Origin of the sequence: Enterobacter sp. MGH120, from assembly GCF_001037725.1 — a bacterium.
GTDB classification, from domain to species: Bacteria; Pseudomonadota; Gammaproteobacteria; order Enterobacterales; family Enterobacteriaceae; genus Enterobacter; species Enterobacter hormaechei_C.
The window spans coordinates 4349275-4364779 of record NZ_KQ089940.1 but is presented as its reverse complement, the minus strand read 5'-3'; the positions used below and the strand labels follow the sequence as shown (position 1 = coordinate 4364779).

Genomic DNA, 15505 nt, shown 5'->3' with positions numbered 1-15505 from the left:
TTTTGCCGGGTGGCGGCTGCGCCTGACCCGGCCTACGGATTGTGCGTTTCGCCGGGTGGCGGCTACGCCTGACCCGGCCTACGGATTGTGCGTTTCGCCGGGTGGCGGCTGCGGAATTGGGTTTTGTAGGCCCGGTAAGCGCAGCGCCACCGGGCGATCTTACAGAGGCAGGCGCATGGCGCAGCGGGAACCATACGCTAAACCGTGCGCCGTCTCTTCCTCGCGTTTCTGGCGCAGTTCTGGCGTCAGCGTCGTCATCATTTCAAACCCTAATCGCCTGTAGAAGGGCGCATTCCACGGGACATCACGAAACGTCGTTAACGTCAGCGAGTTCAGCCCCAGACTGCGGGCATGCGCGGCGGCACGGGCGATTAACTGGCGTCCAAGACCTCGTCCCTGCCAGTCCAGGTGAACCGACAGTTCCACAATAAACAGCGACGATGGATGAGCTTCGGCGAGAATAAAACCCACGGGCCTGTCGTCAGCCAGCGCCAGCCAGCTTAATCCGCGTCCGGCGTAACCGAGGTGATCTTCAACAGAAATAACCTCATTGTCTGCCAGCCAGGCCAGCTCAGGAACGTCGCGAAACCGCTGCCCCGCCGCGCGTTCAATGGCGGGCAGGGCAGCGACGTTGTCGAGGCGCGTCGGGCGAAGAGTGAACGCCGTCATCAGCCAGCGCTGCTCACAATTTTAATCTCCACCATGCCGATCCCCAGCTTGCGCGGAGCGTGACCGAGAATATTCCCTTCGTTAGTGGACTGCGGATCGGGTGGCACAATGACCAGCGTATTGCTGCGCGTTGGGTTATCGAAGTGCAGCGTGCTGGTGGTGACGTCATTGCTCAGCGTCAGCGTCTGTTCTTCATCACCGACGCGCACCGGTATAGGACGGTTTGCGTTGGGACCAAATGCCCTGGCGGTGATCACCAGATCGAATTTCTCCGGTAGAGGATGGGTATACTCAATTTTCACCTCATCGCCCAACTGCGCGTTAGACCAGCGCCCCCAGGATTCCGGCCGTGAAATACCGCTGAACTGCTTCACCTCTTCCGGCGCGCCGGCAACATTAAAGATGAAGCTGTCTGCTTTATAACGAATGTCGTTGTCGACGATTTTCAGCAGGTCTACGTTGCGCTGATAGCGTGCGGTATCAATAACCGTATCTTTAAACGCGGTTTTTCCCTGCCACTGCGGTTTGTCAACGTGTTGCACGGTCTGCTCGCCGCCGAGTTGCCCCTGAGAGACGCACCAGTCGGTGGACAGCGACAGCTGTTGCGACCAGAGCTGGCCCATTTTGTAGCATTTGTCGACCCAGACGAAATTATCGCGCGGGGCAAATTCCGCCAGCTGGAAGCGCAGTGGCGCGGAGTATTCGCTTTCCGGCAGCGGCTCGACGCGGTTATCCGACACGCGCAGCAGCAGCGGCAGGCGGAAATGGCTGCCGGAGAACGCGATCATTTTTTTATCCTGATCGATGGTGAAGTCTTTCATCTCTTTCGGGAAGTTCCACAGACGAATGATATCCGGCTTCCAGGCGAGGATTTTTTCCTTCATGTTGAGGAAGATTTCCGACAGGGACTGGCCCGACAGCGTACTGCGGCCCAGGCCAATGAAGTTATCGCCACCCAGAATATCCAGCACGGTAGCGCCGTTATCCATCGAGTTACGTTTAGCGGCAATGATCTCCTGCTGCGGTTTATCGCCGCGCAGCACAAAGAACAGGTTGCTGCGATCCAGCTTATTCAGTTCATCCCAGGCGCTGTTTTTCATCGCCAGATGGTCAGATGAGACGACGATGACCGTATTTTTGAAATACGGCGACGCTTTGATTTTCTCGATTAACGCCGCGATATGCTCCTGGCTACAGGTCACGGCGCTGAACGACTTGTTGTTTTTACCGTCAATGTCATAGCCCTGACGTTTACAGGTGCGTGAGACGAAACCATCCGGATGATGCGTGTCAACGGTCAACGCAAACAGCGAGAAGCGTTTACCGGCGCGGGAAAGCTCCTCGAATTTCTTCCAGGTTTCATCCAGAACGGTATCGTCGTAAAAGCCCCAGTCGTTGCGGTAGGCCGGATCGGCCACCGTGGTTTTCAGCTCTTCGGAACCATACAAGTGATCGAAACCGTGGGATTTCAGGAACACATCTTTCCCGGCAAAGCGCAGGTTAGCGCCCTGCATAAAGTAGTTTTCATAGCCCGAGTTTTTCAGGATATCGCCGAGGCAAATGTTCTGCGGGAAGAAGCTCGACATCGAGGCGGAGGCGTTGCCTTCAAACGGGGCAAACAGCGGAATGCCGCACTGGGAGGCCACCATCCCTGCGATGGTGTAATCCGTGCCAGGGAGCTGCATGGTGTGGCTGAAGTCGAGGCCCTGGTTTTTCAGCGCGCCAAGCTCTGGCGTCAGGTTCGGGAAAGCATCGTTATCAAAATAGGTGCGTTCCAGACTTTCGCCGTAGATATAGACCAGGTTGAGTCTGGGATTGTCGATCTTCTTCGAGGGTTCTTTGTAATAGGCCGCAAAGTCCGGATCGCCATCGCGCGATTGGGATTTTACCAGCTCGGTAATTTGATGGAATGCCGGGCTGGCATCCACGGAGGCCAGCGCCAGGCACAGCGCCAGCAGGCTGTAGCCATGATGATGCGGACGGTGACGGCGACGGCGCAGAACCCAGGCCAGCGCGGCGAAGATGCCCACCAGGGCGACCACCAGCCCCAGACCCGGAAGGATGTACTTACCCACACCAGCGCCGGTCAGGCTGTTGGTCAACGTGTAGAGCACCGCGTCGTTAATACCGTCGCCGGTAAAGTAATCGCTGGCATATAACGTAATGTTTAAAACAATAAAAATGCCGAGCACCACCAGGGTGGCCACAAACCACCAGGTGTGACGACCGGCTTTCCAGGCATAAACGCCGATGGAAGCCAGGAAAAGGACAAGGGACATTAACTCTGACAACAGCAGATCCTCATCATGCCGGACGATTAGCCGGCTAATTGCTTATTTTTTGGGTAATACAATGTAATTGCGATGTCGCTTAGCTGCAATTTTAGTGTCACGAAAGTGTGCTGTTGTTAGGATTTGGTTTATAAAATCGGATTTTTGAATACAGTCGCATCGTGGCACACGGAGGCTGAGGTGGTGGCAGGGGGTAAAAAAACGCACTTCACGCCGCGGTGTAAGACTAACGTAATAAACCCGGCGTGTTGTGGCAGAAAATGGGAGGCGATCAGGAGAGGAAATTAACGCCTTGTTTCAGCACCAGATCGCAGGCTTTCGTTTTCACCTGTTTCGCCAGAGATGAATTTCCAAGGGTGCTGAGGTTCAGCTGCTGGCCATTTTGCGCGTTCAGCAGACCCTGAATACCGTCCATATAGTTGGTGTCCGCTTTCTGCTCCTGGGTGTCCAGACCCAGTTTACCAAGCACCTGGTTTTTGATGTTTTCGGTATCGGTAACGGAAGCCAGTTTCTGCTTCGCGCAGTATTCCAGAATGCCCGCCGCGTTGTTCATCGTTCCGGCGCTCAGGCTTTGGGAGCTGTTACTCAGCAGGCCGGTGAGGGACGAGGCTGACAGCCCGCCCTGGGAAGTGCCGCTCTCTTTGGTTAACTCACTTGCTGCGCTGGAGAGCGACTCCTGCCATGATGCGGCCTGCGCTGCGCCAGTCACCAGCAGGGCGCCAGTAAGGATGCTGATAAGAAACTGTTTTTTCATAATGATTTACTCAACAAGGTCCGTTTTGGGCCAAAAGTGGGTTCAGTATATACCTCTGCTCTTCCGGTGCTCCCTGGAAATATCTTAATACTCTTTGCCGGTGACGCGGCTGCGATAGCTGTCCCAGTCGAAGATGACGTACAGGCTGTTACCCAGCTTCATGCGATCCATCACCCGCTCGCCAAGAAGTCGGGTCATCTCGTCGATATTGTGGTTCGTCAGCATACCGGTCGGGCGTTTTGACGACGAACGGCGATCGACAATCTGATTGATGATCACTTTTTCGTAGCGGGACTCCGTCTGGACGCCGATCTCGTCGATGACCAGCAAATCCACGTTACTCAAATCATTCAGCAGCTGTTCTTCGCTGGTTTCGCGGTTACTGAAGGTGTCCTTCATGGCGGACATAATATCGGCCACGGTGATAATCAGCACTGACTTCCCGCGCAGCAGCAGCTCGTTGCAGATAGCGGCCGCAAGGTGATTTTTCCCCGTGCCGGGTTTTCCGCTAAAGATGAAGCTGGCAATGTTGCCGTCAAATTCATCCACGTACTGGCGCGCCTGGTTGAGGGCGTTCATCTGCCCCTGTGACTCGACCTTATAATTCTCGAAGGAACAGTTCTGGTGCAGAGGGCGAATGCCCGAGCGGTTAAAGGTGCGCTGCATTTTCATCGCGCGGTTTTCGCGGGCGAGGGCAGCCGCGCGAATTTTACCTTGCTCTTTTTGCCATGCCAGCAGCTCTTCACCGGTGGTGAAGGCGGGCTTCACGTTGGCGGGCATCATCTTCTGCAAACGTTTCATCAGGTCGCCGACGTTTTTCATTTCGCACCTCGGAATCCATCAGGGATTTTTTTGTCCGGTTCTGAAAAGGCATTGATATCACGTTTTGGCTGGCCATTGTTGCTGGCGCGGTTGATTTGCAGACTGCGCGCGAACTTTTGCTGCCACTGAACATGGTGGAAGACTTTTCCTTCAGCCTGCCAGTAAGCGGTAAAGGCCGCCAGCTCTTCTGGCGTCGCGGGCTGCGCGAGGGCTATTCCCCATAAGGCCGCCTGCCGCTGAAAATCGGCGTCCGGCTGCCAACCGGCGTACATGGGAAATTTCCCCATTGGAACGGCCACCGGGGCGCTGGCGGGTTCGTCAAAAAACTGATTATCCAGCATGACATCGCTCGCCGGACGCGACAGCTTCGCTTCAATTTCCAGAAGCTGCGCCAGACGTTCCGGCGTGACCGCATAAAACGCCGGGGCGTTGTCGGCAAATACCGCGAGCGTGCCGCCTTCGGCGTGCGTCAACACACCGCGAGGATCGCGCATAAAGGCATCAATGCCAGCAATGCTGGTAGTCAGGATTCTGGAGGACATAACACTTTCTCAACTGATTACTACGGACGTGATTGAGGGTTATGGTAGCACAGAGAGAGGGGGAGGAAAGGAGAGGATTTCCCCGGCGGCGTTACGCTTACCGGGGCTAAAATCACAGGCGGCAGTTTACGCGATGATGTTCAGCGTCACGTCGATATTGCCGCGCGTCGCGTTAGAGTACGGACAGACGATATGCGCTGCATCCACCAGTTTTTTGGCTTCCGCTGCGTCCATCCCTTCAACGTGGATGTTCAGCTTCGCTTCGATACCAAAACCGGTTGGCAGCGGGCCAATCCCCACTTCGCCTTCAATAAAGGCGTCTTTTGGCAGAGCGAATTTGTCGCGTGCCGCAACGAACTTCATTGCGCCCAGGAAGCAGGCGGAGTAGCCCGCAGCGAACAGCTGTTCAGGGTTGGTTACTTCACCCCCCATGCCGCCCATCTCTTTTGGCACACCCAGTTTGACATCCAGAACGCCATCGGAAGACGTTGCGCGGCCATCACGGCCTCCGGTTGCTTTGGCTTTGGCAGTGTAGACAACTTTTTCTAAAGACATGGCAGGTTCCTCATCTTACGTTTATATGCACTATTAAATAGCGCGCGATGTATTAAGTTAGAATCAGACGCGTAAAGTATAGCCTTACGCGCGATGAAGCTGTTGGCGCAAAAGTTCGAGCTGTTGCTTGAGCGCCAGCATGGTGTCGGTATCACACTGCGCTGCACAGCCCACGGCGTGGGGTATCGTCACGGCCTGCTGTTGCAGCGCCCGACCCGCGTCGCTCAGGGTGACGGCGACCTGACGCTCATCCTGACGGGAACGCTGGCGGAAGATTAATCCTGCGCTTTCCAGGCGTTTCAGCAGGGGAGTCAGCGTGGCGGAATCCAGGAACAGCCGCTCGCCAATGTCTGACACCGTGATATCATCCTGCTCCCACAGCACCAGCATCACAAGGTATTGCGGGTAGGTCAGGTTAAGCGGCGCCAGCAGTTGCCGGTACAGCTTGTTAAGCGCCAGATTTGCCGAATAGAGGGCAAAACAGAGCTGGTTATCCAGCAGAAGCGCGTTGGTGGTGTCGTTCGTTTTTGCGTCCATGAAATGAATATAGATAGCGCACGATACAATTGCAAGCGATTTTATTATACGCGTGGACGTTTGCGGTAAAGCCATAATCCGGGGATCGACAGGCCGATGGAGAGCGCGCCCACAATCGACGAGGCTTTAAGGAAATTGCTCAGAAGCAGGATCATCTGCGGTTCGCTGTAGCCAAAGTGGCTGATTTTGACGGCGGAGATCATCGCCGTATAGGCTGAAATGCCCGGGAACATAGGAATGACTGCCGCCACGGTGAACACTTTCGGGTGCGCCAGATACCAGCGGGACCACTGAATACCGATGCTGCCGACCAGCATGGAGGCGATAAACGTCGACCATTCGATATTAAAGCCCGAGGTCATCATGATCATACGTGAGCCGTGGCCAATGGCACCCAGCAGCGCACACCAGGGTAATGCACGCTGTGGGACGTTAAACACCATCGCAAAGCCAACGGCGGGAAGGGCTGCCAGGAGCATGTCCTGCGCCAGTGCGAGCAGAAAATCCATCACGCCCATCCGCGTAACCCCCAGAGTGTCATGGCCATTACCACTCCGATACAGGTCGCCAGCGTCAGCAGGCTGGCTATCGCCCAGCGCGCCAGACCGGTGTTGATGTGGCCTTTGAACATATCAGCGACGGCATTGATTAAGGGAAAACCCGGCACCAGCAGCAATACGCTGGCGGCCATCGCAACAGTAGGCGTGCTGGCGAAGTAAGGCTGGCGCAAAAGAAGGCCGGATACGGTTGTCGCCACGAACGCCGTGATGCAGAAGTTAATTTGCGGATGCAGTTGCCTGTGCGTCAACAGCTGGCGGACATACATCGCGATGCTGCTGGCAAAGAAGGTCACGACAGCGCCGTCCCAGCCGCCCGCGTTGAGTTTGCAGAAGCAGGCGCAGGAGAGTCCCACCATCAGCACAACCAGCCAGCGTGGATACCGGAGAGGTTTGATCTGGTTGAAGCGTTTCTCTATCTCCCTCAGATCGAGCAGCTTGTGTTCAGCAAGGATCACGATGTGCTGCACTTCCGTCACGACGTGCATGTTAATGCCGCGGTCATGATTTTTACGGGTGGAGGTCAGGCACTGTCCGTCTTTAATGGTGGTCAGCACAATGGCATTTGACGAGATGGAGCTCTCAACGCTGTCCATCCCCAGCGCCAGCCCAAGGCGTGTGGAAAGTTCTTCCACGAGGGCGCTTTCTGCCCCGTGTTGTAAGAGAAAAAGCCCGCACTGAATACATAGCCGCGTGGTAGCACGTTGCGTAGACCGATCTGCCTGCATGAAACGCCCTGAAGAGAAGAGAGATTGCTTACTTTTAACACAAAGGGCAGGGCCCTTTGCGCTGGGCCAGATCAACATTTGTGCAATCAGTCGCGTGAGCAGGGGGAGAAAACCGCACTTTCTATTTATTTAATGAATATAAAAATATAGATTTATAAAGACAATATATTAAGTATTTCTAATTTCATATTTTCAATCTTTTCACGCAATCTTAATTAAAGTTTTGTGGTCTTTATGCGATATTAAGCCAGTATTGGGCGTTTCTTAACCCATGTGACATTTCTTCTGATTTGCGAGTATTAAGCCGTTTTGTACTGAGGGATGCAAGCGTGTTTAAACTCGTAGGGTTAGTTCGTTCTTAAATAATGAATTCATGACAGGGAGGGTCTATGTTGCCATTGAATGGTAAACACGGAGTGGTGATTAGTAGAGTGCCGGTTATGCAAAATGGGCTAGGTGGCGTCATGACGCGTCATTTTCCTGATTTTGAAATAACGTACTGCCGTTCGATGCAGGAGTTGACGCTACTACAATTGCGTCGCGCTGGGGTCGTTATTGCCGATATTTCAGGTGAGTATCGTAATCCTCGCGGCACGCTTGAGCAGTATTATGGATTAATGAATCAGTATCGGGACATTCACTGGATATTCCTTGTCTCGCGTCCCCTTTATCCACTTGCAGTAGAGCTTCTTATGCGTCCGGAAAGCACGCTGCTTTCGGATATGGAACCGATTGAAGGCGTTATTAACGCTATTCGCGCGGGCAGTGAACGTGCCGAGCGAATAAGCCAGACGTTATTAATACCGGAAACGTCCGATATTGAAGAAGAGAGTGAGCAAATGATTGCGCTCACCCACTCTGAACGCAAGGTGTTGCGTTTATTAGGTAAAGGTTGGGGAATCAACCAAATAGCCACGCTGCTGAATAAAAGTAATAAAACGATCAGTGCACAAAAAAACAGTGCAATGCGCCGCTTATCACTTCGCAGTAATGCCGATATGTACGCGTGGATAAGCAGTACCCAGGGAATGCGAGAACTCAGTTTAATGTCGGCTTATGGAGAGTTTGAGGAATGGAAAAGACCACTGCAACAAGACATATCGCCGTCATCGAAAGCTGCTCAATGAGCGCTGTAGGGCTGAAGCATCTCTTTGCGATGTCCGCCCTGAGCCATTACCATGTGCACCTGTTTAGCAGATTCGCCAGCTTTAAAGCGGCGCTCTCGGATATCTCATTCTATGCGGTTATCTTTTCACTGTCTGATGAGCGTGAAGAGCGGAGAAACTGTCTGGCCTGTTTACGGGATCTCACCTTCACCCACAGCGACGTCCAGCGTATCGTGCTGGCCTCTGACGAAATGGAGGCGAGGCTGGTCAGCCATCTTTCGCCTTCTCGCTTGCATGGGATAATCAGTAAATCGGTTCCGCTAAAGCAGCTAATGGAGGGGCTGGAGACATTACTCAGCGAAACGCATCAGGTGAATGACAACATGTACAATCACTGGTGTGTGAGCCAGAATCGTATGTTAAGCCCAACCGAAAGGGCAATACTGCGTTATATGTCATCGGGTTTTTCAATCCCTGAAATTGCGGCGCAGCTTGAACGCAATATTAAAACCATCCGGGCGCATAAGTTTAACGCAATGGTAAAGCTGGGCGTCAATTCTGACGTGGGATTACTGGATGCGGCGGATATCCTGGCGCATCTCCCTGCCCGGGAAGTGCGTCGTTCAGCTCTCACCGTTCCTTCATTCTCTCAGCGTTAAGTGGTGCGCCAGAGTTCTTCTGGCGCAACGTTTAAATGCAGACATCGACCCATTTTGCTGCGGTCAGCTCCGCCATTCTGTCGGGCGATATACGCACCGCACTGTGGATGGCACCCGCTGCGGGTAACACTTCCGCGTACTGTTTTAATGTGATGTCACAGTAAACAGAGAGCGGATTTTCCAGTCCGAAAGGGCAGACGCCGCCAACAGGATGACCCGTCAGGGTGACTACCTCATCGCTGCTGAGCATGCGGGCTTTTGCGCCGAATGTCTCTTTAAGCTTTTTGTTATCCAGACGCGCATCGCCTTTTGCAACCACCAGAATCACGTCATTTTTAATTTTCAGTGACAGCGTTTTGGCAATTTGGCCGGGTTCAACGTTGTGCGCGGCAGCAGCAAGGGCAACAGTCGCTGTGCTTTGGTTAAGCTCAATGATCTCTATATCCGGAGCGTGTTCGGCAAAAAACTGTTGTACAGACTGCAAACTCATTGATTCCTCCTGACAAATATCCTGCGTAATCTGTCATAAGAATTTAGTCGCTGTAAATATCCCTTAAGTAACAAATATCCGTCAGGGGCGATTTCTGGATCGCCTTCACATTCACAGAAACCGGTTACAGTAACCGGTTGCAGAGCGTGATGCAGAGATTAATACTAAGTGTGTAACTTCCCCTGTATCTAATAATAAGAGCTAATTATGAAACCATTCCGTTTGAGCAGTACCGCAGGTACACGATCCGGCAAGGTTGTGACGCTGATGTATGGAACAACGTGTGACGTGAGAGCGTCCAAAACGAACGTCTGACAGGAGATCTGCTATGTCTGCCAACCACGCTGCATTTAATCTGATTTTCCGCTTCGTTGAAAATTATGTCAGCCCTATTGCCGGGCGCATCTCTTCCCAGCGTCACGTTATGGCTATTCGTGACGGGTTTATCTCAGCGATGCCGTTTATGATTGTAGGCTCGTTTTTATTAGTGTTCGCTTACCCGCCTTTTTCGCCTGATACCACCTGGGGTTTTGCTCGCGCCTGGCTGGATATGGCGAAGCAGTTTGAAGGTCAAATTCTGACGCCGTTTGATATGACAATGGGGGTGATGTCCCTTTATATCTGTGCGGCTATTGCCTACAACCTGGGCAAACATTACGTTAAAACGCATCAGCTGGATCCGTTCATGTGCGCGATGCTGTCGCTGATGGCTTTCCTGCTGGTCGCCGCCCCTAAAACCAAAGGCGCTTTACCGGTGGATAGCCTGGGAGGGACCGGTATTTTCACCGCGATTCTGGTGGCGATCTATTGCGTTGAGATGATGCGTTTCCTGAAAGCACACAATATCGGGATCCGCCTGCCAGACCAGGTTCCACCGATGATCAAAAACTCGTTTGACCTGCTGATCCCGGTGCTGGTGGTGGTGCTCACGCTATACCCGCTGAGCCTGCTGATCCAGTCGCAGTTCGGTATGCTGATCCCACAGGCCATCATGTCGATATTCAAACCGCTGGTCTCTGCGGCTGACTCGCTGCCTGCGATCCTGCTGGCGGTGCTGATTGGCCACCTGCTGTGGTTTGCCGGGATCCACGGCGCGGCGATTGTCTCCGGGATGCTGCAAATGTTCTGGCTGACAAACCTGGGGGCGAACCAGACCGCGCTGGCGGCGAGCCAGCCTTTGCCACACATCTTTATGGAAGCCTTCTGGACGTTCTTTATCGTTATCGGCGGATCGGGGGCGACGATGGGGCTGGTGTTATGCTATCTGCGTAGCCGCTCCGCGCACCTGCGCTCCATTGGACGTCTGAGCGTGGTACCAAGCATTTTCAATATCAATGAACCGGTGATTTTCGGTACGCCGATTGTGATGAACCCGGTGTTCTTTATTCCTTTCCTGCTGGCGCCGATGGTTAATGCCGTGCTGGCATGGGCAGCGATGAAGTTTGATCTGATTGGCCGCGTGATTTCCGTTGTGCCGTGGACGGCACCGGCTCCGGTTGGTGCCGCCTGGGCGCTGGGCTGGGATTTCCGTGCAGCCATTCTGGTGCTGGTTTTGGCCTGCGTTTCCGCCATTATCTATTTCCCGTTCTTCAAGGTGTACGAGAAACAGTTGCTTCAGCAGGAAGCGGAAGAAGCACAGCGTAATGGAGAAGAGGAAAATCAGCAGGTCGCTTAGGTAAAAGCAAAACGGCAACGCAGGTTGCCGTTTTTAATGTTTGTTCCCTCTCTCTGCGGGTTTCAGGCCGGGCCAGACTACTTAAGCGTGCAATCGCCACACTGCTGCACGTCCGGCAGACGGTAGCGCTGACAGCAGGTACGACGTACCAGAAGTCCCTCACGCGGAACCACGGTGCGGTAAAGAGGGTTGTCCCGTCCATCCGACAGCTGTCTGGCAAAGAAACAGCTCTGACGCAGTGCATCCACTTTCTCGTCGCCGAGCAGCGGCTTCATCTCCGTTAAATACCAGTGGATAAGATACCCGGTATTACTCCAGATCAGTTTGCCGTTAATCTCTCCCGTCGCTTCCAGCGCATCAATGACCGGAACCAGCGCTCTTGTGATCAGCCGTTCCATACGCGCCTGCGCTGACAGGTGTCTCGCGCTCGGATCTTCGTGTACATCAATCCAGAAACAGGCAGCGCGCCCGGTTTCATGAAACTCAACATGGAAATGTTCCGACGAGAGATCGAGCATCGTTTCCTGGGTCAACAGGGCCAGCATGACAGGCGGCACCATCAGCCCGATATACCACTGTGCCCAGAGGGATAACAGCGGTTTGTTTTCCCGCGTCAGGGTAGGTTGGTTACGATAAATATGGTCGGAATAGGTTGCCAGCAGTGACCGCAGCTCCGCAGGGCGTTGCCACTCAGTCAGCGTCAGAGCATGATGCGGCGGTGCTTCATCCAGTTTGATGAAATCCAGCAGATGGGCGCGCGTTACGGCAATTTTTTCCCGAATGGCATCCGCAAGCGTCGTTTCCCCGGCGGAGAGTGGAGCTCGCCAGAGCAGGGGCTCAACGATGTGTGCGGTACGAGTCGCCATAGTGTGGATTACAAATCTAAATGATAATGATTGCCAATCCTAACTATAGATAAAACCGAGCGCAAGCGTTTTATCCTGGCGCTGTGAAGGCGGTTTCAGGCGGTATGAAGCTCTTCGCTCAGCAGAATGCTGTTACGTCCCATATGCTTGGCTTCATAGAGGGCTTTATCGGCTTTCGCCAGCGCGCCCTCAACGTCGTCACCTTCGAACATGGCGATGCCGATGCTGATGGTCACGTTAGTGGCGACGCTTTCGTTAAACATATGGGGGATTTTAAGATCGTAAACCTTCTGACGTATGCGTTCAGCCGTCTGTCGCGCTTGCTCCAGCGGGATGTTACTCAACAGCACCATAAATTCTTCCCCGCCAAACCGGGCGACAACATCGCGTGAGCGCACGGCGTCGCGTATCGCAGCCGAGACCCTGATCAAGGCCTGATCGCCCATCATATGGCCATAATGGTCGTTGTAGGCTTTGAAGTGGTCGATATCCATCAGCAGCACGAAGTGCTCGCCAGCGTCAGGCCTGGGAAGATTCTCCAGCCGGCTTTGCAGCCCGCGACGGTTATATAGGCCGGTGAGCGGGTCCATCATGCTGAGATCGGTCAGGGTTTCGCGCTCCTCCAGCAGTTCGGAAAGCAGCTCCTGGGCGAAACGGTCATTGCGCCGCTGAAGAACATGATGGATACCAATGGCGACCACCGGCAGCGCGAAAAAATAGGCCATTCTCAGCCAGTTTTCGGACGGACTAAGCCACAGGCAGGATATAAAAGCGGGAAATGAATGTAACGTAAAGGCTTTAATATTACTTGCGAACGCCAGAGACCCTATAAAAAGCACTGTTAATAGCGCCATCATTAAATAGGTCGCGTGATCGTGCGTGATTAACAGAAATTTAGAGACGATCTGCCAGGCCCATAAAAGACCAAAAATAGCTGAAACAACAGGGATATTTATTTTTCGCGTGCTGTTTTTCCAGTGCCAGATAAGTAAGCCTGTGCTGATAGTCAGTACGGCAAAGAGCGGGACTGATAACACACGCACGGAATAGAGAGGGTTTGTTACCGAGAACAATGCTGATGCGGCGTTCAGAAATAAAAACAAACGTAAAGATAGCTGATATTTCTTGTTGACTAAAGACAGCCAGGATTGTGATGTCATATGCGTGCGTTTTTATTAAAACTCAATTAAAACAATGAGCAAGGTGTTGTTGTGTAATATTGGGCGCTAAAAAATTGAATTTTTATTATCAGAAAAACTTTATCGGAAGTTAACAGGTGGGCAATTTATCACCTTACACATTCTCTGTCATTATGGGAAAGCAATTGCTGGCGCAATTTCTTACGTCGCATGCTGACAAGTGATAATTACTATCATATGATATTGGTTATCATTATCAGTGCGAGAGGTGAAACCATGTTGAGCAAAGCGCTGGGAAGTGGGTGGGGAATATTACTGCCTGGTTCCATTATCGGTGGGCTAATGTTTGCCGATCTCCCCATTGATGTCTGGAAAGCAATGATTGTTTCAGGCTTGCTGGTGACATCCGCAATGATCTGGCACAAACAGTTACGGCATTACGTGCTGCTGCCATCATGCGTTGCGCTAATCAGTGGACTGCTGGTGATTCTGATGAGTTTGAAATAAAAGGGAAAAACAGGAGGCACTGCTGAGGGGATGTAAGATAATTGGTGCGAGGGGGGGGACTTGAACCCCCACGTCCGTAAGGACACTAACACCTGAAGCTAGCGCGTCTACCAATTCCGCCACCTTCGCACAGTCATCTTACTGGTTTGATATCGCCTCGTTGGTGCGAGGGGGGGGACTCGAACCCCCACATCCTAAGGACACTAACACCTGAAGCTAGCGCGTCTACCAATTCCGCCACCTTCGCCCAGTGCGAGCAATATCAACGTGATTTATGGTGCGAGGGGGGGGACTTGAACCCCCACGTCCGTAAGGACACTAACACCTGAAGCTAGCGCGTCTACCAATTCCGCCACCTTCGCATACCATCGACACTGTAAAAGTATCGTAACCACGGAGGCGCATTCTAGATGTTTTCAGCTTTACGTCAACAGAAAATTGCGCACGTTGTTTTGATTGCTGCAAAAATGGGCGATGGCAGCGTCAGCCATCGCCGGACCGGGGGGTTACTTTTTCGCCTGGCGCGTCATCACGGTGCGATAGACCTTAAAGCGGCCCGTCTGGGCGATCACTTCGTGGAAGCCAAAGGTTTCATCCAGCACTTTCGGGTACGCGAGGAAGGCGTTCGCTACGATACGCAGCTCACCGCCGCTGTTGAGGTGACGGGTTGCGCCACGGATCAGCGTTTGCGCCGCTTCAAGGCTGGTCTCCATTCCGTCGTGGAACGGCGGGTTAGAGATGATCATGTCAAAGCGACCGGTCACGTCGGAGAAAACGTTGCTGGCAAACACGTCACCTTCTATGCCATTCGCAGCAAGCGTGGCGCGGCTGGCTTCTACTGCCGGGGCGCTCACGTCACACAGGGTTAAACGCACTTTTGGTGAGTGGCTGGCGAGAACCGTTGACAGCACGCCCGCACCACAGCCGACGTCCAGCACCTTGCCCTTGGTATGAGGCGTCAGGGTGGACAGCAGCAGCTTGCTGCCCGTATCGAGCGCATCACGACTGAACACGCCCGGCAGGGTTTTAATGGTCAGGCCGTCAAGCTGGTACTCGTCCCAGAAGGCGTCGGCATCGAAGGTGGTCTGTTTTTCCAGACGACCATGGTACAGTCCGCAGCGACGGGCGCTGTCGATTTTCGTCAGCGGCGCCCAGGCTTCGAGCATCTGCTCTGCGCTACGCACCCCGCTGCGGTTCTCACCGACAACAAAAATATCGCAGCCGACCGGCAGCAGAGAAAGCAGGTTCATCAGCTGGAACTGGGCTTCCGGCTTGTTTTTCGGCCAGTAGTAAATGAGCGTATCGCAGTCAGCAATATCGCTCTGCTCCGCCGCCAGGCTAAAGCGCGCGCGCTCGCCCATCTGGCGGCTCAGCACCTGCCAGTGGTGATAGTACTGGGTGTGGGCACGGCTTTCAGCACAGTCGAAACGTGCGGGCAGGTCATCCTGCATATCTCCGGCAAACAGAATACGGCTTTCTTCGAAATCATCACTGTGACGCAGCAAGACTTCACTTGCCGGGGTAAATGCAGACATGAATTGTTCCTCAATAAACTCAGGCGGGGATTATAGTAGGTAGATGGCGCAGTTTCGACACATTTGCTATATT

17 protein-coding genes and 3 tRNA genes are annotated in these 15505 nt (G+C 53.4%); 4 read left to right on the top strand and 16 right to left on the bottom strand.

Features of this window, described 5'->3' with window-relative positions:
• Nucleotides 1-159: 159 nt before the first annotated feature.
• From SK54_RS20355 to SK54_RS20315, 9 genes are all read right to left on the bottom strand, one after another.
• The gene (locus SK54_RS20355) at nt 160-669 is read right to left on the bottom strand and encodes a GNAT family N-acetyltransferase (protein WP_015572601.1); all 510 of its coding nucleotides are present in this window, start codon (nt 667-669) and stop codon (nt 160-162) included.
• A complete protein-coding gene (opgB, locus tag SK54_RS20350; RefSeq protein ID WP_017694557.1) occupies nt 669-2960 on the bottom strand; it encodes a phosphatidylglycerol--membrane-oligosaccharide glycerophosphotransferase in 2292 nt (763 codons plus the stop codon). The genes SK54_RS20355 and opgB overlap by 1 nt, the downstream gene beginning before the upstream one ends.
• 271 nt (nt 2961-3231) lie before the next feature.
• Nucleotides 3232-3714 carry a YjjA family protein gene (locus SK54_RS20345; protein WP_015572603.1) on the bottom strand — a complete coding sequence of 161 codons (483 nt, stop codon included), beginning with the start codon at nt 3712-3714 and terminating at the stop codon, nt 3232-3234.
• Between the two features lie 84 nt (nt 3715-3798).
• Nucleotides 3799-4536 (bottom strand): DNA replication protein DnaC, encoded by a 738-nt coding sequence (gene dnaC / locus SK54_RS20340; RefSeq protein WP_003856580.1) that lies wholly within the window; start codon nt 4534-4536, stop codon nt 3799-3801.
• Nucleotides 4533-5078 (bottom strand): primosomal protein DnaT, encoded by a 546-nt coding sequence (gene dnaT / locus SK54_RS20335; protein WP_003856579.1) that lies wholly within the window; start codon nt 5076-5078, stop codon nt 4533-4535. The genes dnaC and dnaT overlap by 4 nt, the downstream gene beginning before the upstream one ends.
• A 126-nt stretch (nt 5079-5204) precedes the next feature.
• A complete protein-coding gene (locus tag SK54_RS20330) occupies nt 5205-5633 on the bottom strand; it encodes an organic hydroperoxide resistance protein (protein ID WP_003856578.1) in 429 nt (142 codons plus the stop codon).
• A gap of 84 nt (nt 5634-5717) precedes the next feature.
• Nucleotides 5718-6170: a MarR family winged helix-turn-helix transcriptional regulator gene (locus tag SK54_RS20325; RefSeq protein ID WP_015572604.1), complete on the bottom strand. Its 453-nt coding sequence runs from the start codon at nt 6168-6170 to the stop codon at nt 5718-5720.
• Nucleotides 6171-6214: 44 nt separating this feature from the next.
• Complete coding sequence (locus tag SK54_RS20320; protein ID WP_015572605.1) at nt 6215-6688, bottom strand: threonine/serine exporter; 474 nt, start codon at nt 6686-6688, stop codon at nt 6215-6217.
• Nucleotides 6679-7455: a threonine/serine exporter family protein gene (locus SK54_RS20315; protein ID WP_017383842.1), complete on the bottom strand. Its 777-nt coding sequence runs from the start codon at nt 7453-7455 to the stop codon at nt 6679-6681. Before SK54_RS20315 ends, SK54_RS20320 begins: the two co-directional genes overlap by 10 nt.
• A gap of 389 nt (nt 7456-7844) precedes the next feature.
• Between SK54_RS20315 and SK54_RS20310 the strand changes: the two genes are divergently transcribed.
• Complete coding sequence (locus SK54_RS20310; RefSeq protein ID WP_017383841.1) at nt 7845-8582, top strand: helix-turn-helix transcriptional regulator; 738 nt, start codon at nt 7845-7847, stop codon at nt 8580-8582.
• The gene (gene bglJ, locus SK54_RS20305; protein ID WP_048247842.1) at nt 8579-9220 is read left to right on the top strand and encodes a DNA-binding transcriptional activator BglJ; all 642 of its coding nucleotides are present in this window, start codon (nt 8579-8581) and stop codon (nt 9218-9220) included. Before SK54_RS20310 ends, bglJ begins: the two co-directional genes overlap by 4 nt.
• A 31-nt stretch (nt 9221-9251) precedes the next feature.
• Here bglJ and SK54_RS20300 read toward each other — a convergent pair whose 3' ends face one another.
• A complete protein-coding gene (locus SK54_RS20300; RefSeq protein ID WP_003856572.1) occupies nt 9252-9710 on the bottom strand; it encodes a YbaK/EbsC family protein in 459 nt (152 codons plus the stop codon).
• A 328-nt stretch (nt 9711-10038) separates the two neighbouring features.
• On the opposite strand from SK54_RS20300, the gene SK54_RS20295 reads away from it, so the two are divergent.
• Complete coding sequence (locus tag SK54_RS20295) at nt 10039-11385, top strand: PTS sugar transporter subunit IIC (RefSeq protein WP_048247840.1); 1347 nt, start codon at nt 10039-10041, stop codon at nt 11383-11385.
• A gap of 77 nt (nt 11386-11462) precedes the next feature.
• Here the strand turns inward: SK54_RS20295 and fhuF are convergent, their stop codons facing one another.
• Nucleotides 11463-12251, bottom strand: a complete 789-nt coding sequence (fhuF, locus tag SK54_RS20290; RefSeq protein ID WP_003856570.1) for a siderophore-iron reductase FhuF — start codon at nt 12249-12251, stop codon at nt 11463-11465.
• A gap of 95 nt (nt 12252-12346) precedes the next feature.
• Nucleotides 12347-13411 (bottom strand): GGDEF domain-containing protein, encoded by a 1065-nt coding sequence (locus SK54_RS20285; RefSeq protein ID WP_032103055.1) that lies wholly within the window; start codon nt 13409-13411, stop codon nt 12347-12349.
• A 216-nt stretch (nt 13412-13627) separates the two neighbouring features.
• Here SK54_RS20285 and SK54_RS20280 point away from each other — a divergent pair, with 216 nt between their 5' ends.
• On the top strand, nt 13628-13897 hold the full coding sequence (locus SK54_RS20280; protein WP_026080652.1) for a DUF1435 domain-containing protein: 270 nt from the start codon (nt 13628-13630) through the stop codon (nt 13895-13897).
• 42 nt (nt 13898-13939) lie between these two features.
• On the opposite strand, the gene SK54_RS20275 is transcribed toward SK54_RS20280, so the two are convergent.
• From SK54_RS20275 to rsmC, 4 genes are all read right to left on the bottom strand, one after another.
• Nucleotides 13940-14026, bottom strand: a tRNA-Leu gene (locus SK54_RS20275).
• Nucleotides 14027-14058: 32 nt separating this feature from the next.
• Nucleotides 14059-14144 (bottom strand) — tRNA-Leu (locus SK54_RS20270).
• Nucleotides 14145-14172: 28 nt separating this feature from the next.
• A tRNA-Leu gene (locus SK54_RS20265) sits at nt 14173-14259 on the bottom strand.
• A gap of 144 nt (nt 14260-14403) precedes the next feature.
• The gene (gene rsmC / locus SK54_RS20260) at nt 14404-15432 is read right to left on the bottom strand and encodes a 16S rRNA (guanine(1207)-N(2))-methyltransferase RsmC (protein WP_015572609.1); all 1029 of its coding nucleotides are present in this window, start codon (nt 15430-15432) and stop codon (nt 14404-14406) included.
• Nucleotides 15433-15505: the final 73 nt, after the last annotated feature.

Excerpts from the sequence above, each read along its gene's own strand:
- rsmC (WP_015572609.1), bottom strand. The coding sequence starts at position 15,432 with ATGTCTGCATTTACCCCGGCAAGTGAAGTCTTGCTGCGTCACAGTGAT.
- SK54_RS20280 (WP_026080652.1), top strand. The coding sequence starts at position 13,628 with ATGATATTGGTTATCATTATCAGTGCGAGAGGTGAAACCATGTTGAGC.
- SK54_RS20310 (WP_017383841.1), top strand. The coding sequence starts at position 7,845 with ATGTTGCCATTGAATGGTAAACACGGAGTGGTGATTAGTAGAGTGCCG.
- SK54_RS20295 (WP_048247840.1), top strand. The coding sequence starts at position 10,039 with ATGTCTGCCAACCACGCTGCATTTAATCTGATTTTCCGCTTCGTTGAA.
- SK54_RS20320 (WP_015572605.1), bottom strand. The coding sequence starts at position 6,688 with ATGGGCGTGATGGATTTTCTGCTCGCACTGGCGCAGGACATGCTCCTG.
- dnaT (WP_003856579.1), bottom strand. The coding sequence starts at position 5,078 with ATGTCCTCCAGAATCCTGACTACCAGCATTGCTGGCATTGATGCCTTT.
- SK54_RS20355 (WP_015572601.1), bottom strand. The coding sequence starts at position 669 with ATGACGGCGTTCACTCTTCGCCCGACGCGCCTCGACAACGTCGCTGCC.
- bglJ (WP_048247842.1), top strand. The coding sequence starts at position 8,579 with ATGAGCGCTGTAGGGCTGAAGCATCTCTTTGCGATGTCCGCCCTGAGC.
- dnaC (WP_003856580.1), bottom strand. The coding sequence starts at position 4,536 with ATGAAAAACGTCGGCGACCTGATGAAACGTTTGCAGAAGATGATGCCC.
- SK54_RS20285 (WP_032103055.1), bottom strand. The coding sequence starts at position 13,411 with ATGACATCACAATCCTGGCTGTCTTTAGTCAACAAGAAATATCAGCTA.
- SK54_RS20345 (WP_015572603.1), bottom strand. The coding sequence starts at position 3,714 with ATGAAAAAACAGTTTCTTATCAGCATCCTTACTGGCGCCCTGCTGGTG.
- SK54_RS20315 (WP_017383842.1), bottom strand. The coding sequence starts at position 7,455 with ATGCAGGCAGATCGGTCTACGCAACGTGCTACCACGCGGCTATGTATT.
- fhuF (WP_003856570.1), bottom strand. The coding sequence starts at position 12,251 with ATGGCGACTCGTACCGCACACATCGTTGAGCCCCTGCTCTGGCGAGCT.
- SK54_RS20325 (WP_015572604.1), bottom strand. The coding sequence starts at position 6,170 with ATGGACGCAAAAACGAACGACACCACCAACGCGCTTCTGCTGGATAAC.
- SK54_RS20300 (WP_003856572.1), bottom strand. The coding sequence starts at position 9,710 with ATGAGTTTGCAGTCTGTACAACAGTTTTTTGCCGAACACGCTCCGGAT.
- SK54_RS20330 (WP_003856578.1), bottom strand. The coding sequence starts at position 5,633 with ATGTCTTTAGAAAAAGTTGTCTACACTGCCAAAGCCAAAGCAACCGGA.